Genomic DNA, 24,026 nt, shown 5'->3' with positions numbered 1-24,026 from the left:
CATTCATTAATAAAGAGGCGTTAGTCTGAGGGCTCTTCAATTCTTATTTATAACCCCCTTCTTCAAGGAGCAGTCAATCCATTCAAGATTTAGTTGATTTATCATTTAAAAGTTTTTGAATGGTAACTCCAAATAAAACACAGCAAGTAATTGCCGCACATAAATCTGCGATGGGCTCAGCAATAATAACTGCGTCCGTTTTCGGACTAATAACATTTGGGAGAAAGAGTACTAATGGAATGAGCAGAATAATTTTGCGCAAAATCGCGATGAATATAGAAACCCTAGCTTGTCCCAAGGCAATAAAGATCTGTTGAAAGGCTAATTGAATACCATAAATACATGTTCCTAGGAAAAATATTTTCATTAGTCTAGCCGTCAGTACAATAAGCTCTAGATCGTTGGTGAACAGGCTAATGGGTAGCTGCGGTATAAAAATCGCTATACCCCACATCAACAAGCCAATAGCAGCACAAATAATACTACAATATGAAACTGTGGATTTTACTCGTGAATAATCGTGAGCTCCGTAGTTATAGCTAATGATTGGTTGTGCGCCCTGTGCAAAACTGGACAGCAATAGCCCAAATATCTGCATCAGCGTTCCCATAATCCCCATAGCCGCAACATACATGTCACCACCATATCTGGCGAGAGACGTGTTAAATACAATTTGAATTAAACTTTCCGTCGATAGCATAATGAACGGAGACAGCCCCAGCGTAAGGACGCTTGCTGCTTGTTTAAGGTTGATGCGAATATTGGATAAGCGTAAGCGCAAATGGGCACGTTTGGATGTTAAAAAGCCTAACACCCAAATCGCCGAAATAAATTGTGCAATAACAGTAGCCCATGCAGCACCCTTAATGCCCAAATTCATACCATAAATAAAAATGGTGTCGAGGATAATGTTCACAACCGCACCAACACATACCGTGAGCATGGCTGTTTTAGCATAACCTTGTGCTGCAATAAACGGATTTAATCCCAGAGAAATGAGTACCCCTAAAGTTCCAAAAAGGTAAATGTTTAAAAATTCATTGGCGAATGGCAAAGTCTCATGACTGGCACCAAATAGTGTTAAGAATGGTGACTTAAATAGAAGAAACACAGTTGTTATTAGTATGGATGCTATTAGTAGCATAGAAAAACAACTACCAAGCAATTCTTCCGCTTTTTTATGTTCCCCTTCTCCCATTTTTATAGAAGCTAAAGGAGCACCACCAGTTCCAAATAGAGCTGCAAACGCTGAAATTAACATTATAATCGGAAAAGATACACCTATAGCCGATAAAGCTAGTGTTCCCCCTTCTTCCATTCTACCCAGGAACATTCGATCAACTACGCTATACATGGCATTGATTAACTGAGCTATGACGGCCGGAGTAGCTAACCAAAAAATTAGCTTAGGGATACTTTCATTCGTAAAACGGTAATTCATTTTATTTTTCATAACATGGACATCCTTTTTTTGATATTTAGAAAATGTTAATAATGCTCAAAAGCCATCATAAAATAAGAGCACTAAATAGCACAAAACTGTTGTTATATGAACTAATTAGAGGGAAATACATTTTTTTGACGTACTGTTCCTATGGGATGTGAAAGGATAACTACTTACATTGGATATTGTTTGATGGTAAGCGCATCCACTGTTCTTGTGATCTTTAAATTCACGCTGTTCCTCCTAATATCTTATTCATTAATGAAATGGAGCACTTTTTATCATAGATTAATCGATTAATATAATGTTGGATTCGAATCAATGAATATAGATTAACACAATAAACACCTATGTAAAACATCGATTTTAAAGGTTCTATCACGCGTTTAACAGCCTCTAAAGTGCATGTTTAATCCCCATATACTCACAAAATATTAGAATGCTAAATACGCAAGAATAGAGCGTCTAATGAATAGATAATTTCGTAAGGATCTCCATTGCAAAAACCTCTCTTTGAATGGTTGTCTGCCATTTAAAAAGAGGTTTCTCTAATGCTCTTCTTAATGATTTCAATCTCACAATTGAACGTAATCTAGAAAACTAAAAATTTCGGCATTCATTCTACTTGATGTAAAGTTTCAACATATTCAATAAACCTTTTGGCTGCTGGGGAAATATGATGATCTTCTCTCCACTTCAACCCGATTTCCCAGTACCAACCTTCATCAATGATTGGGATCCAGACCAATTCATCTAACATCAAACCCAACGTCTTAGGCAATACGGATACACCAAGACCCGACTTTATAAAACCGGCTACAGTGATCAGGTCCTCCGCTTCATAAGCCGAAGCAAGAACAAATCCGGTGTGTCGGAACCGGGACATAATCGTCGCCTTTAATCCGCAGTTGTTTTTCAATCCAATAAATGGTTCGCCAGACAGCTCTGCCAAACTAAGAGCGCTACAATCTGCATAACGATGTTGAGAGGGAACAACAATGTATAAAGGAACATTTTGAACAGTCATCCAGTGATGATTATCCAAAGTGGATTCCCTCGATGTAATCATAATATCCGAAAATCCTTGCTCCAAATGTTCATCAATATCCCCTAAGTTCCCTTGTGTCAATTCGAACCGCACTTTGGGATACTCCAATTGATAACTCCTTATTAGGCTAGGAATCAATTCAACACCGAGAATGTTTAGATAAGACAACGTAATCACACCCGTATCCGGATTAGACCACTCTTCGATTTCCTTTAGGCCATTTTCAATATTTTGTAGCGCTCTACCAATCCATTTAGAAAACATGGTACCGTTTCGGTTCAACTTTATATTTCGTCCATTTCGCTCAAATAAAGGGGCTCCTATTTCGTTTTCAAGCTTGGCAATTGCATGACTTAACGCTGGCTGAGTAATCCCGAGTGTTTTGGAAGCTAAGGTCATATGTTCAAGCTGCGCAACCGTCATAAAGTATTCTAATTGTGTAAGTTCCATTAAAATATCCCCTATATATTAATATTATTCATCAATTTCATTATTATAATAAATTGGACGTTATAAAAGTAGCAAGTGTAGTATTAGTTTTAGCTCCTCTCGATCAATACATCAAGGTTAAAGAACAGAGCGAGTTTAAATTAAGCATCGAATACCATCACTAGGAGGAATAGATATGCATAAAGAATTTGAGTTCTCTGCATCAGAATTTGAAGGTAAGAAGGTCCTTGTAACCGGAGGAACAAAGGGAATGGGACAAGCTGTTGTAAGAAGGCTTGCAAACGGCGGAGCTACAGTCCTTACTACTGCCCGTTCTCGATCTATTGACTTGCCGAATTCGGTCAAATTTGTTCAAGCAGATGTCGCCACACCTGAAGGTATAGAGCAAGTAATTACAGCAGTAAAAGAGCAACTTGGAAGTATCGATATTATTGTCCATTGCGTAGGCGGATCAACCACACCACCAGGAGGCGCACTTGTATTGAGTGATGAGGATTGGCTTCATGCATTAAATTGGAATTTACTCGCAGCAGTTCGACTTGATCGCGGCTTAATTCCACTTATGTTAGAAAAAAATTCAGGCGTTATTCTTCATTTCACTTCCATTCAAAGACGTTTGCCTTTATATGAAACTACACTGGCTTATGCATCTGCAAAAGCCGCGCTGGCTAATTATAGCAAAGGATTATCGAATGAATTTTCTCCTCAGGGAATTCGAATAAATACATTATCTCCCGGGTTTATTCAGACAGAAGCAGCTGACGCATTAATTGATCGGATCGCAACGGAAACCGGAAATCGAGAAAGTGCACTCCAACAACTTATGAGTTCACTCGGAGGTATTCCAATTGGTCGGCCAGGGTTGCCAGAAGAAGTCGCTGAACTGGTTGCATTTTTGGTCTCAGACCGAGCAGCATCCATTACAGGTAGTGAATATGTCATAGATGGGGGAACAATTCCTACAATCTAATTATCATTATAAAAGGGAGAGAACAATATGGATCTCAATCATTTACCGTCTGTGATCGGCAAATATATTACTGCATCTAACAAGCCAGACCCTGCAGAGTTCGTAAATTGTTTTTCCGAAAATGCCGTCGTATTGGATGAAGGAAAAAAGCGAAATAGCAAACAGGCGATCCGAGAATGGAGTGATCAATACCATTTCGCGGCGAATGTAACTTTAGAGCCAACAACAGCAAAAAAAATGGGTGAAGAAATTGTGCTAACTTGCAAGCTGGATGGTACCTACGACAAGACTGGTTTACCCGATCCACTATTATTAAATTATCATTTCGTTATTGTTGACGATAAAATAGTCAGCCTATCCATTTTCTAAAGATAACCACAAAGGCCTTGGGAATTTTCTAAGGCCACTATATATAAATCCTAATTATAACGGGGGTAAATACTCATGATAATTAACCACTTGCTTATAAGACTAAAAGACTCTTCCGATACAAAAATTGAGGAAACACAAGAAGTCCTCCTTAAAATGAAAGGAAATATCGCAACCTTACTCGATATGCAGGTCAAGATAGACATGCGTCGTGATTCATCTTCTTACGATCTCATGCTGATCACAAAATTTGCATCGATAACGGATATGGAAACGTATCTGGTAGATCCTTTACACCAAGAAGTCAGCATATTTATCGGTGGTGTATTAGACAGCTTAGCATCGGTTTGCTACGAAACATAATGTGCTGCAACAAACTATGGGACAAATGCTATAATAATTACGCATAATAAAGTGACTGCGAAATCATTAAAATGAAGGTCAACCAACTGATCAATTTTCTCTGTCATGTATCATGGTGTTTTCTGAGGTATTATCTATATGTACTTGTTATTTAGATAATCATCTAATCGATAATGGAACAATGTACTTGTCGTAAAAGACAAGTACATTGTTCCATTTGGCTCGGGACACGAACTTATACCGGAAGCCTCTAAAATAGCGACTTCAATGGGAATATGTTCTTGTCCCTTGACAACCGATCATCGTTGAGCGTACGAGAAAAACATACCCTTGTTAAATTTACAATTTTTTTCAACATCATCCATCATTCGTTATGTAGCCAAATCTAAGTGTGTAACTTATGGTACACCATTGTTCCTATCTGACCAGTTTCGTTTTTCATTTGTATTCATCGCCATTTACGATTGCAGCCCAGGCCGTTCATTACATAGAGACGAACAATGTCTACAAGCTCATCGGTTCGATCCTTTTCCTCGACATTTAACCAATAATGCGCAGCGCCATAGATCGCTGAACCTGTCATGGCCGCCGCAATTTTTATATGATGCTTGTTCACCTCATGGTGGGTATCCCCTTTCAAAAAAATGCTTTCTATAGTTTGCTGCAACATTTTCTTTATTTTCTCATCGACAAGCTTAGCCATCGAATTGGAATCTATTCTGCAGATCCGGTAAAAATCTACGATGTATTGGTGTGTTTGCAAGATCAACTGGTCACATATTTCATCCGTAAACTCCTGTGCATTCGCCACATGCTCAGGAATCATCTCATGAAAAGCCTGTTCTGTGACTTCGTCAAGCAAAGCGTATTTATCTTCAAAATGGGCATAAAAGGTGGCGCGGTTAATGGTTGCTTCCTGTGCGATATCTTTGATCGTGATTGCATCAAATCCCCTTCTCCGCAACAAATGTCTGAACGCGGTTCTAATTAACTGTCGTGTACGCAACACCCTCGGATCTTCCTGATTTACCATTACTAAATCTCCTTGTTAAACATCAATTTTCACAATGTGTTGCCTATGCAACTTTCCACTAACTCTGCCGGTTGAAATCATAAGCATGCGATATTATTATCTTATCAAACAGGTGTTGCTTAAACAATCTGTGAATAATTCTTTGAAAGGAAGGATCATATTGAGCACCAGACCACATAGACTTTTGATATTTGGCGCCGGCGTGATTGGCAGTGTATATGCACTCCGATTCGCACAGTCGGGACTAGACGTCACAATACTTGCACGAGGAAAGAGAATGGAGGCACTAAAAAGGGACGGACTGAAATACAACGATAATGGAACGATAAAGCAAATATCGATCAAGTCGATAGAAAAGCTTGATAACGACGATATTTATGATTTCATTTTGGTCCCAGTCCGATATGATCAGGCCGAATCTGCCCTGTCTGCGATCAAGCATAATCGGAGCAAGACCATCGTCACCTTGACCAACACCATTGGATATGATTCTTGGCTTGAAATCGTGGGAGATCGCTTACTTCCGGGCTTCCCTGGTGCCGGTGGAGACATCAAAGAAGATGTTCTATACGCCCAATTCGGTTCCGAAAAACATCAAGGAACCATTTTTGGTGAAATAAATGGACTGACAACCGAAAGAGTGAAAGAGCTTGCCCAAATATTTGAATCGGTGGATTTGCATTATGAAATCCAAAAAGACATTCAAGCATTCCATATTTCGCATACTGCGCTCGCGATCGTCAACAAGCACTTCTATACGAATGACGGAATGGTAGATATAGATACAGCAAGAAGTGTAAGCACGTTAAGCAAGATCGCCGCAGATATTAAACAAAACATTCATCTGGTAGAGCAAGCTGGAATTCCGGTAATCCCACCCGAAACGAAGGAAATGGGAGAATTGCCTGACAACGATATTATTTCCCGTTACCGCCAGATGCTGAGCAATGACTTCATCATTGATGTAAAGCTTGGGAACCACGCCATCAGCCAAAAAGCGGAAATAATGTTATTAGACGAGATGTTTCATAAAATGATATCCTCCCGGCGATGACATCTCATAGGCCTCGTGTTAAATCGCTCTGTGAAAAAAGAAAGGCTCGCACAGGCAGGGTATTATTACTTCCCTGCCCAATACGAGCGTCTACGTCAAATTGCACTCAAACGGTTGATCCGGGTGTGTACTTTTAGCAATCGTTTCATTTCATGTAGCGATATTCTAGTAGATCCTTTAATTTTGAGATTTTCTGCAGCAGCTTCTCCCCGACATTGGTTTCCCTCACCAGCTTCCGCTCCAGTTCTTTGTCCACCAATCTTTTTACAGATAACACGTCCGTTCCGTTACATAACACATCTTCTTTTGAATTAAATTTCTGATGAGCGACGAGCTGCATGCCAAAGGAATTGAACAACAAGGTATACCCGGCAATGCCCGTTGTGGATTGATAGGCTTTGGAAAAACCGCCGTCAATCACAATCATTTTTCCGTTTGCTTTAACAGGGCTCTCTCCACGACTTTCTTTGACTGGCGTGTGGCCGTTAATGACATGTCCATGATCCGGATTCAAATCAAACTCCAACAAGATTTTTCGACAGATCTCTTCAGTTTCACGTAAATGGTAGTAAGGATTCTTTCTCTCCTTATGTGCTTCTTTATCTTGGATAAAATACCGTTCAAAAGTAGTCATTTCTCTCTTTCCAAAGAGCGAGGAACATTCCCCTGTCCAGATGTACCATACCATATCCGTCGCCAGATCTTCTGTCTCTTCCTGATGCGCAAAGGCGTAACGTAAATAATCTTCAAAAACATCAATCAATTGACGGCCCGCATATGTCTTGTCTTCAATCTGCATTTCTTCCATATTTCCTTCTTCATCCAAAGGAATACAGCCGTGGATTAACAAATTCCCGTTGTATTTTAAATAAAGGCTACCCTTTTTCATGAGAAAATTCATATGTCTGGCCAGCTTTTCGGAATGCTGAACGGAGAACAGCAGCTTTTCCATCACCTGGCGTTCTTCCTCCAGCAATTGTTCAGGCTTCTGCGGATTTACGGTTGCGAAACAGGTATTTTCCAGAAGGTACGTTTTACCACAGATTTTGATTTCATTTTTGTCGTAATCAATCTGCTCCAGCAAAAGTCTTTCAGACATATTAAAGTATGGGCGTCTTTTGATAATCGGGATTTCAAGTTTAAACTGGATCATGGCAATGGCTTGGTGAATTTTGGTGATCTGCAGAATTTCCTGCTCCGATACGCTATGGCCAGCCTGTAGCTTAGGTCTAAAGGGCAAATTGTCTTCATAGTATTTCTCCGCCAAGTTTAGCAGTGGGCGTAGATTGATTCCGTATACATCTTCAATGATGTCCAGATTGTCGTATCTGGCGCAGATCCGGATAATATTCGCAAGGCAGACCAGAGAACCCGCGAAGGCACCGATCCAGAGGACATCATGGTTCCCCCACTGAATGTCTACAGAATGGTAGTTGATTAGCGTATCCATAATTTTATCGGGGTCCGGCCCCCGGTCATAGATATCTCCAACCACATGAAGATGGTCAACCACCAGGCGCTGGGTCGTATAAGCAAGGCCGATAATGAGCTTGTCCGCCTGGCCCAAGGATATAATTTGCCGATATATTTCCTCGTAATAAGGATCCTTATTGTTGGTCGAATCCGTCTTGTATAGAAGCTCTTCTACAATATATACATACTGCTCCGGCAGAGCTTTACGCAATTTCGAGCGCGTATACTTGGAAGAGGCATAAGAAATAAGCTTAAGCATTTGTTCAATCGTTTGTCTATACCACTGGTTCAAAGCCTGTTTATTGCACAGTTCCCCTATAACCAGCTGTATTTTTTCTTCCGGATAATAAACCAACGCCGCAAAATCATTGATTTCTTGATCCGTCCAAACCTCCCGGAATAATTCTTTGATTTTCTCTTTGACGGTACCCGAACCGTTTCTTAGTACATGCTGAAAAGCCTGGAACTCCCCATGCAAATCACTGACAAAATGCTCGGTTCCCTTCGGGAGATTGGAGATCGCTTCAAGGTTGATGATCTCTGTTATGATTTTTTCTTCCGTATCATATTTCTCGGCCAATAAATCTAGAAACTGCTCATCCAAAACAGATGTCCCCCTTCAAGGAAGTATAGTGATGTATAGGTCATTAAGGCTCGAAGATATCGCTCCAAGGACAATCCTTTTGAACAATAGCTAAAAGAAAAACATTAGTTTTTTGGTAACTCTTTACCTGTATGGTTAACAATAAAAATAAAATTATTTATATGGTGATTATCAGCACTGCCTTCCCCATCATACTCCAGTTTCTCATATATGAACAAATTTCATTAAGGGATGTATTTTGGAGTTCCTCATTTTAAGCCCACTGACTCACGTAATATCCCGCAGCTTAAAACTTTCAATACCCTAACTATAATAGTGATTATGAATTAAACAATGTTCCGTAGTTATTTTGAAATATGAATTGTGTTCTATCTGTCCATAACTTTTGAAAACAGGATTAGGAAAGAAGCGAGTCTAAATTCTCAACCAGCATCATTGGCTCCCCAAAAACTTTGGTCTTCCTTCAAAGATATAGTACCTCCTATTAGTTGAACAAAAGGCAGCCGGTCAAGTTAATCGACTTCTGGACTAACGTTTCCCACAAGTTCTTGTCTGTTCCTTGGAACATGAACTTGTTCCGATAAAACAAAAAAGCCGCTAAAATAGCAGCTTCAATGGGAATATGTTCTTGTCCCTCGACATTATTCGTCTTTATTGAAGTTCTTACTGTATTTTTCTATAATCTGAAATGACGAAGCCATCAAAGTTCTCAGCGGCCATTTCCAGCAAAACAACGATCACCATTTTTACCGGTATGAGACTGGAGGCTTAACCACCAAGGAATGAAGAAGAACCGATCCCTTCTTCATGGTCGGCTCTTCTCATTAAAATCTTATAAATATCCGAAATTATGTCTCTTGTGCAAGATGTGTGTTATCCGGCGCTTTTTGGTTCATGATCGGAACCATGACCAATGCGCCAAGAAGAAATAATAATCCTGCACCACCATAGATCGTCCCCAGCGAAAAGGCACCCTTTAACGCGCCAGCGAAAGACATGGATACGACCATCATGCCAACGAACATCGGATTCAGTACCCCATTCACCCGGCCGACAATCGAAGCCTCTGACCATTTCAGAATCATTGTGCTGATCCCAATATGAATGCAAGGGAAAACAAGTCCATTCAGAAATTGAACGGTTAGGGTAAGCGAAACGCTTGTCGAATACCCTACAATTGCTGTGCAGATTGCGCCTGCGATCATACCTATCGCAAGAAGAATCTGCGGCGGAACCCGCTTGGCGAAGACGGCTACGATTCCACCGCCAATCAACATAGCTGCACCATTCACCATTAGCAGATATTGCAGGAACTCCTCGCTTCTGCCCAGCCGCTCCGTGACGATAAACAGGTTGAGCGCTTGGGCTACGCCAACAGCCAGTCCCGCGAGAATAAACGCAAGTCCGAGCATCCGCAGTACTTGGCTATGCCAAACATAGCGGAAGCCTTCAATGAATTCTTTGAGGAACTGCCCTTTTACAGGGACGGTTTGAGCTTGCATATGATCTTCTGGCAGCCGAATAAGAACGAGTGCAGAGAGCAGAAAAACCAAGCCCATGACAGCGATCGATATTTCAAGACCAAACGTGCTGTAAACGAAGGTTCCGAGCATAGGACCAAGCACCATGAAGATGGCCATCAGCGATTGGAATAGAGCCATCCCTTGCTGGAGCTGTTCTTCCGGCACATGATACTTAAACAAACGCATGCTTGAAGGTTGAGAGAACTGCGAAAGAATAGCTGAGATGAATGCGACAAGGTAAACGGAGTGCCAAGAACCGTAATGTATGGTCAGAAGTACTACGAATACCGATACCGCGGATAATAAATCGCACCAGATCATCGTTCGCTTCGGCCGCCAGCGGTCAGCAAATGTACCTCCGATGAATGAAAAAACAAAAATTGGTGCGAATTCGGCTACGCTGATTAGCGAAATGGCGTATGGATCATTGTTTGTTCTCTCCGCAACGTACAGGAGAATAGCGAAATTACGTACCCAAATGCCAACCTGCAGGAGCACACTTGATAATAGAATCGTCTGCAGGAACCGATTGCGAAACAAGCTTGGTGCATTCATGCTTTTTTCGTGCCTATCCAATCTTTTCAACCTCCAATTTGTCCCGAATGATGCCGATTTTAGTTAGATATGACTCTCCTTTCAATTCCTAATTATACGGACTTCATCATCGTTCACCTCATACTAAAGACTGAATTTTCAGAGTGCGTCTCCCAAAAATATTTTTTTCCTGCCAGGGCTGCACCCGCTCTACAAAACAAAAAAAGCCACCATCAATGATGGTGACTGTGTTGATTATAATGGTGATATTATTCATCTCATACTAATTAGCAGGGAGCACTTCATCTTTAGTTGCTACCATTGTTGGAGTCTTTTGATTCCGTTGACTTTCGCACCTAGCTTCTGCATAGTACGGTCTCACTTATTTAATAACTTCAACCTTTTTATCCCCTGCTGACTTCGCTACCTCTAACGTTGTTTTACCTTGGATAGCGACGATCACGCCAGTAGCCAGCATAGAAACGATTAAAGCTGCGCTGAGGGCTTTGGAAATTTTCTTCTTGACCATAACCACACCTCCTCCGATATCTATTATGTAATAAGCGGCTCAAGACTATGACGAGCCGAGGGTGACTCCATGACTGTGAAAGGGAGAGAATCCAACCTAAATTTACATGGTGGAACTCACTAAATAATTACAATATTTAACTTTTTATGTTGAGTAATCCACCTGGTGATTGTATTATAACGTACTGACAATGATTGTAAAAGGATTTTTTCCTTGTGTTCAAATAAAATAAATTAGACTCGGAAAATAAAGGTGTAGACTAAGCAAAGGCACCTTTGACTGCATACTTTTGTTGGTTTGGAGAGCTTCATTTAATCAAGTACGTTTTGCTGTGAGATACGTTCTGACAGGAGGAGCACTATACATTGAGAATTGATTAAGCATCCCTTCCGGAGTTTGATCTATTAAGACCATATCACGAACGTTCGGTTGCATGAAACATTCCCTGTCCATAACATTAAACATGGATACAATGGGATCGAAGTACTGATTAACATTCAATAAACCACAGGGCTTTTGATGCAGGCCAAGCTGGCCCCAAGTAAATATCTCAAAATATTCTTCCAATGTCCCTGGCCCGCCTGGGAGTGAAATAAATCCATCTGCTAATTCAGCCATTTTGGCTTTCCGTTCATGCATAGAATCGACCATAATAAGTTCAGTCAAACCTTTATGCGCAATCTCACGAGTCTGTAAAAAATGAGGAAGCACTCCAATTACACGGCCCCCTTTTTCCAACACTGCATCAGCAACTTCTCCCATGAGCCCAGTAATAGCGCCTCCGTAAATCAAGGTGATTTCGCGTCTGGCTAGTTCATGACCCAGTTCTATTGCAGCTTCTTTATAAATTGCAGATTTTCCTTCTTTGGAACCACAGAATACAGCGATTGATTTCATAAATACATTTTCTCCATTTCTTTTGTTAAATGCTTCATACTTTCTATATACTACAGGTGAAACTATGACATCTTTATGTCATAATTATAATTAGATTAAAAATTTTGGGGGATCTCCGTGAAAATTGAAAGAATTTTATCGATAGTGTTACTTTTGTTAGAACGTAAAAAAGTGAGTTCCTCTGAATTCGCGAAAATGTTTGAGGTCACTCCTCGTACAATCTTTCGAGATATCGAAACTATTACCAAAGCCGGAATTCCAATCACCTCTTCCCCTGGTGTGAATGGGGGCTTCAGTATTATGGAACGTTACAAATTTGAGAAGAAGATCTTTACGCAAGCAGAGATATTAGTTTTAATACTTGGATTAAACAGTATTCATTCAACTGTTTCTAGCGATGAAGTCTTGAATGCCATTGCTAAAGTGAAATCTTTGATCTCGGAAGATGAAAATCGACTGGTAGATAAACTAATAGCAATTGATCCTTCACCTTGGTTCGGAAGTACTCATGTCAAACCACCTGAATTGGGGCAAATTAGAACCGCAATTGAAGAGGACCGCTTAATTACATTTGAATATCTAGATCCTTTTGAAGGTATGACTCCTTTGGAACTCACTATTGAGCCTTGCCGACTAGTATTGAAGAATTCGGTGTGGTATATGCAAGGATTTTGTACAGAGAAAGGGGGATTCCGAATGTTTAAGGTTTCCCGCATTTCTTCTCTTGTTACTCACCATGATACATTTAGGAAAAGACAAATCGAAGACGAGGTTTTAGATATAACGGAGAAAGAAATCATACATTTAACTCTGCTTTTTGACCAATCACTTATTCCTTATATGAGCGAGTACTGTGGAGAGAACAACATTCGCTTCTATGAAGGTGCTAATTGGATAGCAAAGTTCCCCTTCATTGCAAATGACCATGGATATACTCATTTACTTAGCTTTGGGGACAAATGCGAATGTATCGAGCCTGAACATGTAAGAAGCGAGTTAACCAAACGAATTGAGGGTATTTACAAAGTCTATTCCACTTAGAAAATCGGTAAAAGTATATATCTAAGTTTTCTAGATTGGCGCAAGTTGTATCAATTTTTCAATATACATTTATGGGATGGTGAGGCTTTTGTGATCAGATATAACACACTTTTGTATTGTTTTCCCACCCTGATTAGAGCGTCTCAACCAATTTCTGAATCTTGGAGTGGGAAATTAAATATACAGGACCCATTATTTCTATTTTGCCATCCTTTACACGCACAACACTCTCCTGTTCAGCCGCATAAACATCAATCTCTTCAGACAAGGGGAACAGGTAGCCTTGAACAAACGTGGCGTAGTCACGTTGAGAATGAGATTCATAGGCAAATTGATCAAAGCCAATACCATCATAAATAGTACTTGTTTCTACTTCATCCGTGTTATTCAAGCTTAACCATTTTGCAGCCATGTTTAACGCACCGGCGCTGGCACCAATGATAACGGCATTGCTGTTCTTAATAACATCCGATAATTCATATTCCGTCAAAAAATCGTTCTGTAAAACAGGATATCCACCGCATAAAAAAATGACAGAGGCGTTTTGAATGAATCGCCGGGCCTCTTCCTTCTGCATGCGGTAATCAATGAAATGATATTCATCAAAAATAATATTAGCCTGATTCAACCATGTCCATTCAGAAACATCATCAAAGTTAATTTGCTCACCTGTATAACCAGACGGATCAGCGCTAATCATAACAAGCGATTTTCTGTTTGTTATATCCTCATGCAAACAATGGACCAGCTTCTCTGGAAAAAAATTATTAAACCAACTGAAATAGTAGTGAGTACTCAAACTTACTTACCTCCATATGTACTATTTACATTCATCCATTCTTAACGATAAAACATATTATACACGCTAGAAAGAGATGAACGGTTCTTCAGTCATTTCGTTTACACACCTTTGTACACTTTTCATAAATCCAGCTCTATGGGCATTTATTTTATCGGCGATTCAGGCGTACATCTTTCAATAATCCCACTCTTTTAAATCCTGGATGAACTTGCTCGCAAAAACAAGTTCATCCGCAGTATATTTATCTAGAAAATTCATGAATCGTTCTTCAATTTCTTGATGGACTCGATGATGGATAACATAAACTTTTTGGCCTTTTGAAGTCAAACTATAATAGACTTCTTTTTTATTGTCATTAATCTGCTGTCTTTTAATCAAGGTCAGTTTTAGAAGTTTTTTGCTAATTCTTGTGATGGACCCTTTGGTTAATCCCGTTTTTTCTGAAATGGAGGTGACATTAATCGGTGAGAAATCTCCGATACATGCGATGAGGTGAATCTCCGACAAGGTCAAATTCACTTTTTCGCCAAATTCCTTTTCGAATTTATGTAGTTCCTCACTCATTCTGACGGATAACTTGCTTTCCCTTACGTCCTGTTGACTCATAAGATGAATAAAGCTTTTAAAAATCCATTGTTTAGAATGATCCATTGGCTGCATTTTCTTTGGTCTCCTCTATTCGCATATCTCTCCTCATTATACATAATTGTTTCGCAAAAAACATTTGATACGCTTATTATTGGAAACTTATAGACCAAAATATCCATGAAATAATGGGATTAGTTGCTTCCAAGGCTTTGAACAACTTGGGTGGGACTCCTCACGGCTAAAGCTATTTTCCCCACATTGAAATTTGCGCCCCAAAACGTAGCTGACATTGCGAGTGTAAGGTAAGAAAACAGAACTTTTCTCATATCAACACCTCACATAGAAAAAGCCCGGAAAGCGATGATTCAGAGGCTTCCGGACATTTTTTGTTTCTCACAAAACAATAAGAGTAAAAAAATTACCCTTTGCTGATGCTCTTAATACCTTCCTTAATGCATTGTTCCAGTTCACTTTCTTGATCGGAAATTGCCCATGCGATATATCCATCCGGACGAATCATTGCTGTGTGCACATTGTTCCAGTCCAGGGCTGGTTCCGCCAATATCGCAGTAACACATGTGAAATGATGATTGGGCAAACGGCGAGTGATGCCTTCCACGAGTTGATCATTAACGAGATTTAGCAATATGTATTTGCCTTCCCGGAAAAGTTCGTAACTGCTGAAGATATCGCCGTTATCCTTACGCAGTTTGATCTCTGCAAGTCTGCGACCATTTAACGGATGTTCAGAAACGGTATCTAGCACTTTATAGCTAACATCCACGGCTGCAATTTGACTCGCTAAGCGGTAGTTTGCTTCAGGAATTTCCAATAAGTTGGATATCAATCTCCGCAGATCGATCGTAGTCGATGAAAAATCGTTACCAAATAGCAGCGTTTGTACACGTGTATTTTTAAGCAATGCTGAATTGACGGGAAAACGCTCTTCATGGTAACTATCGAGCAACCCTTCTGGTGCCCATCCTTTCACTTCCGCAGCCAATTTCCACCCGAGATTCATAGCCTCTTGCAGTCCTACATTCATACCTTGACCTCCGGCAGGGAAATGAATATGAGCAGCATCCCCTGCAAGGAATAGTCTTCCCTCCCTGTAGCGGTCAGCTTGTCGGGTAGCATTGCCAAAGCGAGTCATCCAGTACGGATCTGAAATCCCATAGTCATCCCCTAACATGCGGAGCATTCCCGAGCGTAGTTCCTCCAGCGTGACCGGTGTATCCTTAGGAATAGATTTTCGATCCGGATCGATAAAAACTACACGATGCAACTCTTTAGACACAGGAACGATCATGATCATTCCGTTCTCGTCAAAGCTGGAAACGACATTCGTTGCAGGCGGGCGTTTAAGCACAACATCGCCTTGGACCGAAGTAAGTGTTGTATCCGTTCCGTTAAAAGGAATGTTCGCCTGTTTACGTACAATGCTTCCGGCTCCGTCTGCACCAACCACATATGTTGCTGTTAATGTCATTTCCCCTTCAGTTCCAGTGGCTACCACTTCTACATATTCTGAATTTGATGAGATGGACGATACTTCCGTTCCTCGCCGTATTTCTGCACCTAGCTCTCTGGCTCTGCGCTCCAGTATCTTTTCGGTTTCGGATTGGGCAATAAACAATGAATAGTTGGATGAAGAGTCGATGACCGTAAAGTCCAACCGAGTTTCCAAGCCTGCAAAATGCCCGGTCGGTAACGGTTTCCCGATCTTCAACAATTCCGCTTTTAAACCACGCAAGTCCAGCATTTCTATTGTACGAGGATGGATACTAAGTGCTCTAGAGTATGGGGTGGTATCTTCTAATTTCTCCAAAATACAAACCTTGACGTCCGCCAAAGCGAGTTCCCCTGCCAACATCATGCCGACAGGTCCCCCTCCAATAATAATCACATCATAATTCATTTTCATATTTCTCCTCTCTTAGTTGAAAATCGATGCAATTGCATCCAATTTAGCAAAGACTTACTTTGCCTGAAACAGATAGTCATCCTTCTTGAGTAGCTCGCCTTTTTCGTTGAAAGCAACTTGTCCGGAAATAAAAGCTAACGGAGAAGCGGTTATGACGATTTGTGAAATGAGATCTGTCTCTGTTTGTGTGACGGTACTCGGATTTATTCTTTCCATGCGCTGCCTCCTTTTTTTATTGTTTTATACAAAACAAAAACTATACATTGTTTTGCACGAAACAAAATTATAGTATCATCAATATTAGATTTAAACAATATAAACTTTGTAAATTGTTTTGATTGAAACAATATTATCTAAAATGATGAAGTAATATTCTAAGCTTTGACTTGCGTTCTTTCCTCGGCAGGGAAATAGAATTTGGTACCTTGAAACAGAATAATCCGCTAAAATAGCGACTTCAATAGTAGATTAGCGTTAGATCAACAAAAGCAGCCGATCAAGTTGTTCGGCTACTTTCTTGTTATATTTAATAATCATTTCCGTTGGGTAGAGAAGCAGACTTTTTCTGTACTTGATATAATACCACCCTGAGACATGGCTACAGGCACAGATATCATTAATCAAAAGACTCAGACACTACATTGATGATACTTTTTTTCGTTCTGAAATTTTCGGAACTGCAATAATACCTGCACCGATTAATGTAACAATGGTTTCGAAAATAATTAGTGCCGGTAAAAGTCCTGCGAGTGAACGTTTTATATACTGCTGGGAAGTGTGGTGTAATAATAATGCATTACTTGTCCCCATAAAAAATCCTAAAGCAATCCCTTCTACTGCCCTTGCGAGATATAACATCCAAGGAGACGTTGCACAAATGAAAATTATCAATGATATAAGAGCAAGTATGACCCCCGCTGTTACCATCCATTTTGTTCCTCTTCTTTCAGTGGAAAGTAGATTTTTGCGGGGTGCCTGCGTCACTTCATTAACTTGTAATGATAGGGAAAGAAAATATAATTTCTTTTCTATGGAAACGAAACGTGTCCAGCCATTGCACTTCGCGACATGCTGCTTTGGCAAACTGCCATGCCAGCATGGAGGATGCCCCGATATACCTAACCTTTCCCGCCTCAACTAAATCGTGAAGAGCCTCCATTGTTTCCTCGATTGGTGTATTAGATCCCAACGATCAATCTGGTGCAAATCGACGGAGTCCGATCCAAGCCGTTTTAGACTGTTATCAATTTCGGCTAGTGATTTGCATTGGCAATATTTACTCATTAAACTGTGTTCTCATCTTTGTTAAAGTGGATAAGCATTATGAAGACAAAGACTGGAGTTTTAATAGACATGAATGTTCTTACCAAATCCATCATTGGCCTGCTTTGCGTGACGACATTAGCGGGCACGTATTACAGCTATAGGGAGCATCAGAATAATCGACAATGGGAGCAGCAACAACAGCGTAATACGCAATACTGGTCGCATATGCAATCGATCTACTTGCGCGAATTCGACTATGCGCTTGCGGAGTCCCTTGCGGCACCTACGTTTACAGTTCGGCAAGAAGCCCTTCAATCTGCGATTGAAAGTGCCAATGATATCTTACAATATGTAAGGAGCGCATCCGCTACAATGAACTTTCCATCTTGGTCCTCGTATGAGTCGTTCATCACGGACGGCAGCCGCTACTTGGCCTATCCCGCCAGCGAGAAGGGAATATCGCTCAACCCGGATCAATTAGAACAAATTCAGCGTTTGAGAACGTTCGCGAGGACCGCCCTACCGTATTTCGATCAGATGAGAAAGAAAGCTGTTGATTCCTCTTTATCAGATATACAACAGATCTCGACCGAAATGGAAGAGGCTTTGTCTCAACTCGACTCGGTGTCCACGCACGGCAATAAAGCCTTTAACGAATTTCTGTACAACCAGAATCCTTACATACCTCCGAAGCCAGGAACCGTTTTCGCCGGTGAAACCACTTATACGGCTACGGAGCTTGCGGCCAAAGCGAAAATCTTCATGGGCGAGCCTTGGAATAAAGGAGCAGGTAAGCAAATCGTCCACATGGCCTCTGGCGGGAGCAGCCCCCAATTCGGAGAAGTCATGGATTTCAAGTTATCGGACACCGATGGAAAACCAACTAGCTCCTATACTGCAACACTGAGTAAAAGCGGACACGTGCTCCAAGTGAGACGCAAGGGCTCAATCTCCGAAAAAGGAGCTGTAGAGCAATCTATGGACTTAATGCAGGTTATCGCGGTTGCGGACACCTGGATGGCGCGCTGGTCTGCCGAACGTCTGACTTTAGTAGCGAAAGAGATAAAAGAAACCTCCATTTATCTCACGTATATTCCGGTCCGGGAGCAAGTTTCCATTCCGCAGATGAAAGTCGTATGGCAATTTGATCGCCGTACCGGTGCGTTGAAGAGCTTTGATGCGTCTAATTATTATTCCTATTACAATAAAACCTTCCCAATTCACCCGAAGCTGACAGAGGAGCAAGCCTCCGCGAAGCTTGGCCCAAAAGTAAACGTCTCGGGTAAGCCTAAGCTGGAGCTCCACAACGACAAGCTCGTATATGCATTTCCCGTCACTGGGATCGAAGGCGTTTCTCACGTATACGTAAACGCCCGCACAGGCGCTGGCGAAGGCATTGATTACAACCTGTAACCACTACAAAACTAGGCAACCCCATAAACACCTCGCTGCGGGCAGCCTAGATTTTTGTGTGCCGATGTAAAGCCAACACTTTTTTTTAGTTTGTGTTACGGTTCTCCGCAACTAAAATTCAACAAACCTGCCCGTTAGCTTAGTGAATTTACGGGCAAAATACCGATTAGATACCATGTGTCGCTGTCCTTCATTGCGCCTTGCAACGCAATTCCTCAGGTGTGATATCACAGCCGCTAATCATCACCCCGATCCACCTCCCGCTCACATTCCAGAAGTCCAACAAAGCCTCTTCCAGCACAATACACTCTACTCCTCTATGAAAATGAATACAACACGCCCATTCTAAATTAATATGCGCCCACATTCATTACTCCGCGCGCCCAAGGATAAACGGTCTCAGCTTGAGCGTGTCTTTTTTACTCGACAGGGTTATGACCAATTTAGCGCCCTTCTATGGGCTCCCACCCATTCCCCTGCTCAATTGTCTACATACAATGCACTAGACTAATGAACAGGAGTGATGTTATATGACATTTTTACCTCCTTTTGGACCTGGCGGAGGGTTTGGCGGACCTGGGGGTCCCGGAGGACCCGGTGGAATGCCTGGTCCTCCATCGTTCCCTGGGGGTGGAGGCGGCGGACCACAAGGCATGCAAGCACCTACCGGGCCGCCACCATCATTCATTCCACAGCAACCCGTTTCGTTATTTGCGGTAGATCCAAGAGCCATATCCGGCTGTCTGTTTCGCTACACATATATTTGGCCGAATCGCGGTCCCGGCTTCTGGATGTTCCCGGTATTTGTCGGCAGAAATTCGGTGGCTGGTTTCCGCTGGAATGGCTTCTTCTGGCTGTACAGCGGCATTGATCTGCAGCGAATCAGCTCGTTTAGCTGTTTCTAGAATTAATCACCCTGTATGCGGATCAATCCGCATACAGGGTGATTTACCGTTGCAATTCCTCTAGATACTTCAAGCACTGAGTTTTGCAACAAAGAAAATATATCTGCATTTATTTGCTAAAATGCTTTTTGTCGAGCTTGTTTTATCCATTTCAATTGAGATCACAGTTTCAGTTGATATACTTCGAGTATTTAATCTGGTCTCATTTCATACTTTTGCAGCTTTATCGACTTCTGTTCAATCTCAATTCTTCGATCCATCTCAGATTCCTAAGATTCTTATAGAATTTATGAACAGAAGATTCGTTTTCAATAGAGAGAAGCTGTAATTTCATATCTTTTTTGAATACCATTGATCCTTCACTAATTTTGCTGTCAATCCTTCAGTTATAGTTGACCTTGTAGGATTCACAACTGGGCAAAACAGATAATTGATGTTCTGTGAAAATAAAGTCTTAGACTGCCGCTGTTGTTGTTCAATTATGGTTTCCGGTTAATTTAGTCAAGGATTTCCGATTTGATATCATTTTGACTTAAAAATTTCATTAAATCATTACTTAGCTGCACAATCTCATTGTTAGCATTATTCGCATAATCCGGCAACATCATATCCCTTACCATTTTAGTTCGTAGCCATGTCATAAAGAAAAGATCCAAAAATATGTTTGGAATTTTAAGTACCATTCTAAGCATTGGTGGATCAATTGAAACGCCAGCTTTTTGTATTGCCCTTAGATGCGCTTTTAAAGTGACTGTTATTTTGCGTGCAGTCTTTCTGGTTCTGGCAGTGTTATTGTCAATGATCTTATTCTCAGAATGCAAAAAGCTTAACATGGCAATGTCTGATACGGAATGTGTGATTAGATACGCTTGCATATCCTTTTTAATAACGTAAGGAAGCTTTGCTGTTTTAAATAATGTTGCGAGGTTTTCTATGCGTTCTGTCACTACACCATTAATTTCTCCAAAAGCAGTTGCCGCTATAAACTTTGGTAGAAATCGAGCATGCAATACTCCATCTTTAATCTGTCCGCCGAAGCCTGGAAAAGCGGGTAAAAGTCTATCCCCGACGATATCCAGCCACGAAGAAAATCCAATTGAATTACTAGTCATCGTAACTATATTTTTGCTTTGATTATCTTTTAGCGCTAACAACGCTGATTCGGACCGATCATAACGAACGGTAACGAAAATAAAATCGTATATATCGTCATTTTCGAGCGTATCAAGGACATTCACTTGTATCGATCTAACTTTATCTTTTTCTTTATATTGCAGGCCATTTTCTCTTAATGATTTAAATCTATTCGAATGTGCAAACAGGGTAACGTCAAACCCTGCTTCAATAAGCTTAATTGCGTACATGCTCCCGATGACACCTGCACCAAAAATTAAAATTCTATCTTGTTTTGCTGACATATAAACCACTCCTACTTATTAACATTTACTTTTTGATTATCCGACAACATGTTGTATGATGTGATTGTAAATCTTTATTATTCCTTGATCAACCATCAGTTTTTTATTATTTGTCGGATGATATTCTTATTCGCTAGTAGGAGGAAAACATGAAAAAGCAACCCCAAATAACGGAGAAAACAAGACAACAGTTTATAGAAGTTTTTTGTGAGTTATATAGCCAAAAGCCGATTGAGAAAATTTCGGTTCAGGAAATTGCGAATAAGTCGGGATATAACCGCAGCACCTTTTATCAATACTTTACTGACATTTACGAACTGTTAGACTCTGTTGAAAATGACTTATTCAATGACATGAAAAAAGAAATGGCGAATAAAGAGCTCTCGATGAATATGGTTCAAGATACGCTTTATTGTCTGGATAACAGAGAACACCTCCTGGTTCTGAATGCCCTTTTGGGTGATTATGGAAGTTCGCGTTTTTTAAAACGCTTAAAAAAAGAAATTACTTTACATCAATTGGAATTAAACGTTCCGCAAAACCATTCCTTAACGCCATACTTCATTGAGTTTTACCTGACAACTTCTCTTTCTTTATTCCGTCTTTGGATCCAGCGTCAAAAGGATTTATCATCAGAAGAATTTTTCAAGTTAGTGGAGAACCTATATTCAAGAGGGATTACGCCCTATTCTAAAGAATGAGTCTGTCATTCAAACCAAATCCATATGTTATATAACAATAAAAAAAAGCGCGCATAAGTTGTTTACACATTTTACTCCATAAAGACTGACCTAACCTACTCTTAAGGGTCCGCATTCTGTAAATACAGACTTCTCCAAGTTTTTTCTTTAGAGAAATTGCCTCTTTTTGTGCTACGGTCCTCCGGGCTGTCTGTAACGGCAAGTTAAAGGCCACCCTTCGCCGGATGGCCCTGATTTTGATCTCGCTTTATACAACTATCGTTCTCCTATAGGTTGATGTTGTTTCTCTCTAATTTTCTTATGAATGGCTTATTCGAGATATTCTTTTAATCCATCACATTGACCTTTTATCAGTCAGATATCACTATTGATCTGCTCCTTGTTTTGAATTGATTATCTACAGTAGACAACGTATAGGTGATAAAATATAGACAAGAATTTCTGGAGGTGAAGGTGTGTATGGCTAAATATAAAGTTAATAGAAATTTGAACTTTTTAGTACGGCACCTAGATTGTGATAGCGCTAACAACTACTCATCTTTCCCTTATCAAATATATGCTTTTAAATTATCTTCCTCAGGAGGGCCATGCCAATGAGGGATGCTGCGGAGGGTCAACAGAAGCACGGGCAGCAAAAACATATTGAGACGATGCCGTTGTTCTCCACCATGGACAGGAACGGAAGGATGACTATGCTCCGGCCGGGACGTCGTGTCGGACGTGCGGCTCCGATACTGCCATGGCTGCTCACAGCTGCTACACTGTGGGCAATGACGGGCTCCGTTCCGTTCGGAGCACTGCTCGGTCTGGCGCCGACACCCGCGATCAGCATTTTCCTCGGTCATCCGGTCACGGTGAGCATTGCCGTGGTGCTGCTGCTTTTCGCGATCGGTGCAACCGGTGGAGTGTACTCGCGAGCAGTCGAGCAGTTCGGACAGACCAGGGTCGCCGGCCTTTTCGCGACACTAGCGATCGCAGGAGGGCTGGTTACAGGGGCGGGAGTCCTCCTGCTCTGGACGCTGACAAGCAATCCGGCGCGGCCCTTCGACATCGCAGCCATAGCGACGTCGCCGACGATCCCGCCAGAGCTCGGCGCCATCGTCGGAGCTGGCTTCGCCCTTATGGCGGCTATCATGCTCGTACAGTTACCCGGCTCAATCGCCCACGCCGCGCGACGTCAGGCGGACATCCAGCGCCTCCGCTTGGAGGGTTCGTCATTCGCAGGGACATTGACTGCCGTGAACTTCACTAACCGCTGGCTCTTCAATTTCCCGATGTTCACGGTCGAGGTAAGCTATATCCTCAACGATGCTCCTATTATCGTCTCAGCGCACATGCGTACCAGCGCCGACCGCGTTCCCGTCGTTGGCTCGCGCATACTGGTGCTGACCGATGTTCGCGGAACCACCCATGTGGAGCTGGACTTATCCATTGGAGTGGTATTCGAGCCGGACGTAACGAAGTACGCCGCACCGGAATCTTGATTTTACGCCTCTGATGCAGCGTGAGTCCGGGTGGCCTTCCTCAACACTCCATTATTTTTGAACTCACTTGTGGTACGGCTCAGCTTAAGTTCTTGACACAATGTGCTTGTCCTCAGATTGAGACATGAACTTGGTTTCTTAAAACAAAAAAGCCGCTATGATAGCGACTTTGAATGGAACAATGTGCTTGTCC

At 41.4% G+C, this 24,026-nt stretch carries 21 protein-coding genes and 1 pseudogene; 9 read left to right on the top strand and 13 right to left on the bottom strand.

Annotation, left to right across the window (positions count from 1 at the left end; translation table 11 throughout):
* Window positions 1–82: 82 nt before the first annotated feature.
* A complete protein-coding gene (locus G3352_RS03320) occupies window positions 83–1,453 on the bottom strand; it encodes an MATE family efflux transporter (protein WP_163753776.1) in 1,371 nt (456 codons plus the stop codon).
* Between the two features lie 607 nt (window positions 1,454–2,060).
* A complete protein-coding gene (locus G3352_RS03315) occupies window positions 2,061–2,942 on the bottom strand; it encodes a LysR family transcriptional regulator (protein ID WP_163753774.1) in 882 nt (293 codons plus the stop codon).
* A gap of 175 nt (window positions 2,943–3,117) precedes the next feature.
* Between G3352_RS03315 and G3352_RS03310 the strand changes: the two genes are divergently transcribed.
* The 3 genes from G3352_RS03310 to G3352_RS03300 all read left to right on the top strand — a co-directional run bounded on the left by G3352_RS03310 (window position 3,118) and on the right by G3352_RS03300 (window position 4,644).
* A complete protein-coding gene (locus tag G3352_RS03310) occupies window positions 3,118–3,912 on the top strand; it encodes an SDR family oxidoreductase (protein ID WP_163753771.1) in 795 nt (264 codons plus the stop codon).
* 27 nt (window positions 3,913–3,939) lie between these two features.
* The gene (locus G3352_RS03305) at window positions 3,940–4,281 is read left to right on the top strand and encodes a nuclear transport factor 2 family protein (protein ID WP_163753769.1); all 342 of its coding nucleotides are present in this window, start codon (window positions 3,940–3,942) and stop codon (window positions 4,279–4,281) included.
* A gap of 75 nt (window positions 4,282–4,356) precedes the next feature.
* Complete coding sequence (locus tag G3352_RS03300) at window positions 4,357–4,644, top strand: Dabb family protein (protein ID WP_163753767.1); 288 nt, start codon at window positions 4,357–4,359, stop codon at window positions 4,642–4,644.
* Between the two features lie 448 nt (window positions 4,645–5,092).
* Here G3352_RS03300 and G3352_RS03295 read toward each other — a convergent pair whose 3' ends face one another.
* On the bottom strand, window positions 5,093–5,677 hold the full coding sequence (locus G3352_RS03295) for a TetR/AcrR family transcriptional regulator (RefSeq protein WP_163753764.1): 585 nt from the start codon (window positions 5,675–5,677) through the stop codon (window positions 5,093–5,095).
* Between the two features lie 160 nt (window positions 5,678–5,837).
* On the opposite strand from G3352_RS03295, the gene G3352_RS03290 reads away from it, so the two are divergent.
* A complete protein-coding gene (locus G3352_RS03290) occupies window positions 5,838–6,731 on the top strand; it encodes a ketopantoate reductase family protein (protein WP_163753762.1) in 894 nt (297 codons plus the stop codon).
* 145 nt (window positions 6,732–6,876) lie between these two features.
* Here G3352_RS03290 and G3352_RS03285 read toward each other — a convergent pair whose 3' ends face one another.
* The 4 genes from G3352_RS03285 to G3352_RS03275 form a co-directional block, all read right to left on the bottom strand.
* Window positions 6,877–8,808: a fructose-1,6-bisphosphatase gene (locus tag G3352_RS03285; protein ID WP_163753760.1), complete on the bottom strand. Its 1,932-nt coding sequence runs from the start codon at window positions 8,806–8,808 to the stop codon at window positions 6,877–6,879.
* Between the two features lie 848 nt (window positions 8,809–9,656).
* Window positions 9,657–10,886 carry an MFS transporter gene (locus tag G3352_RS03280; RefSeq protein ID WP_163753758.1) on the bottom strand — a complete coding sequence of 410 codons (1,230 nt, stop codon included), beginning with the start codon at window positions 10,884–10,886 and terminating at the stop codon, window positions 9,657–9,659.
* A gap of 361 nt (window positions 10,887–11,247) precedes the next feature.
* A complete protein-coding gene (locus tag G3352_RS30800) occupies window positions 11,248–11,394 on the bottom strand; it encodes a hypothetical protein (protein WP_181014158.1) in 147 nt (48 codons plus the stop codon).
* A gap of 315 nt (window positions 11,395–11,709) precedes the next feature.
* Window positions 11,710–12,291, bottom strand: a complete 582-nt coding sequence (locus G3352_RS03275) for an LOG family protein (RefSeq protein ID WP_163753756.1) — start codon at window positions 12,289–12,291, stop codon at window positions 11,710–11,712.
* A 117-nt stretch (window positions 12,292–12,408) separates the two neighbouring features.
* Between G3352_RS03275 and G3352_RS03270 the strand changes: the two genes are divergently transcribed.
* Window positions 12,409–13,332: a WYL domain-containing protein gene (locus tag G3352_RS03270; protein ID WP_163753754.1), complete on the top strand. Its 924-nt coding sequence runs from the start codon at window positions 12,409–12,411 to the stop codon at window positions 13,330–13,332.
* Between the two features lie 133 nt (window positions 13,333–13,465).
* On the opposite strand, the gene G3352_RS03265 is transcribed toward G3352_RS03270, so the two are convergent.
* From G3352_RS03265 to G3352_RS03245, 5 genes and pseudogenes are all read right to left on the bottom strand, one after another.
* Window positions 13,466–14,131, bottom strand: a complete 666-nt coding sequence (locus tag G3352_RS03265; protein WP_163753752.1) for a Type 1 glutamine amidotransferase-like domain-containing protein — start codon at window positions 14,129–14,131, stop codon at window positions 13,466–13,468.
* Window positions 14,132–14,308: 177 nt separating this feature from the next.
* Window positions 14,309–14,794 (bottom strand): MarR family transcriptional regulator, encoded by a 486-nt coding sequence (locus tag G3352_RS03260; protein ID WP_163753750.1) that lies wholly within the window; start codon window positions 14,792–14,794, stop codon window positions 14,309–14,311.
* A 346-nt stretch (window positions 14,795–15,140) separates the two neighbouring features.
* Entirely contained in the window at window positions 15,141–16,640 is a 1,500-nt protein-coding gene (locus tag G3352_RS03255; protein WP_163753748.1) for a monooxygenase, read from the bottom strand.
* Window positions 16,641–16,700: 60 nt separating this feature from the next.
* Window positions 16,701–16,862 carry a hypothetical protein gene (locus G3352_RS03250; RefSeq protein WP_163753746.1) on the bottom strand — a complete coding sequence of 54 codons (162 nt, stop codon included), beginning with the start codon at window positions 16,860–16,862 and terminating at the stop codon, window positions 16,701–16,703.
* Window positions 16,863–17,654: 792 nt separating this feature from the next.
* Window positions 17,655–17,903, bottom strand: a pseudogene (locus G3352_RS03245) (aldo/keto reductase); the annotation flags it as partial.
* A gap of 135 nt (window positions 17,904–18,038) precedes the next feature.
* Between G3352_RS03245 and G3352_RS03240 the strand changes: the two are divergent.
* Together G3352_RS03240 and G3352_RS03235 are read left to right on the top strand one after the other, a co-directional pair.
* A complete protein-coding gene (locus G3352_RS03240; protein ID WP_163753744.1) occupies window positions 18,039–19,325 on the top strand; it encodes a PepSY domain-containing protein in 1,287 nt (428 codons plus the stop codon).
* 530 nt (window positions 19,326–19,855) lie between these two features.
* Window positions 19,856–20,230: a collagen-like protein gene (locus tag G3352_RS03235; protein WP_163753743.1), complete on the top strand. Its 375-nt coding sequence runs from the start codon at window positions 19,856–19,858 to the stop codon at window positions 20,228–20,230.
* 497 nt (window positions 20,231–20,727) lie between these two features.
* Here the strand turns inward: G3352_RS03235 and G3352_RS03230 are convergent, their stop codons facing one another.
* Window positions 20,728–21,648: a ketopantoate reductase family protein gene (locus G3352_RS03230; protein ID WP_163753741.1), complete on the bottom strand. Its 921-nt coding sequence runs from the start codon at window positions 21,646–21,648 to the stop codon at window positions 20,728–20,730.
* Between the two features lie 149 nt (window positions 21,649–21,797).
* Here G3352_RS03230 and G3352_RS03225 point away from each other — a divergent pair, with 149 nt between their 5' ends.
* Both G3352_RS03225 and G3352_RS03220 read left to right on the top strand, forming a co-directional pair.
* Window positions 21,798–22,349 carry a TetR/AcrR family transcriptional regulator gene (locus tag G3352_RS03225; RefSeq protein ID WP_163753738.1) on the top strand — a complete coding sequence of 184 codons (552 nt, stop codon included), beginning with the start codon at window positions 21,798–21,800 and terminating at the stop codon, window positions 22,347–22,349.
* Between the two features lie 593 nt (window positions 22,350–22,942).
* Window positions 22,943–23,833: a hypothetical protein gene (locus G3352_RS03220; protein ID WP_163753735.1), complete on the top strand. Its 891-nt coding sequence runs from the start codon at window positions 22,943–22,945 to the stop codon at window positions 23,831–23,833.
* Window positions 23,834–24,026: the final 193 nt, after the last annotated feature.

The organism is Paenibacillus sp. ALJ109b (assembly GCF_010747435.1).
GTDB lineage: Bacteria > Bacillota > Bacilli > Paenibacillales > Paenibacillaceae > Paenibacillus > Paenibacillus taichungensis.
The sequence above is the reverse complement of the archived record's forward strand: the minus strand, read 5'-3'. Positions and strand labels throughout refer to the sequence as shown.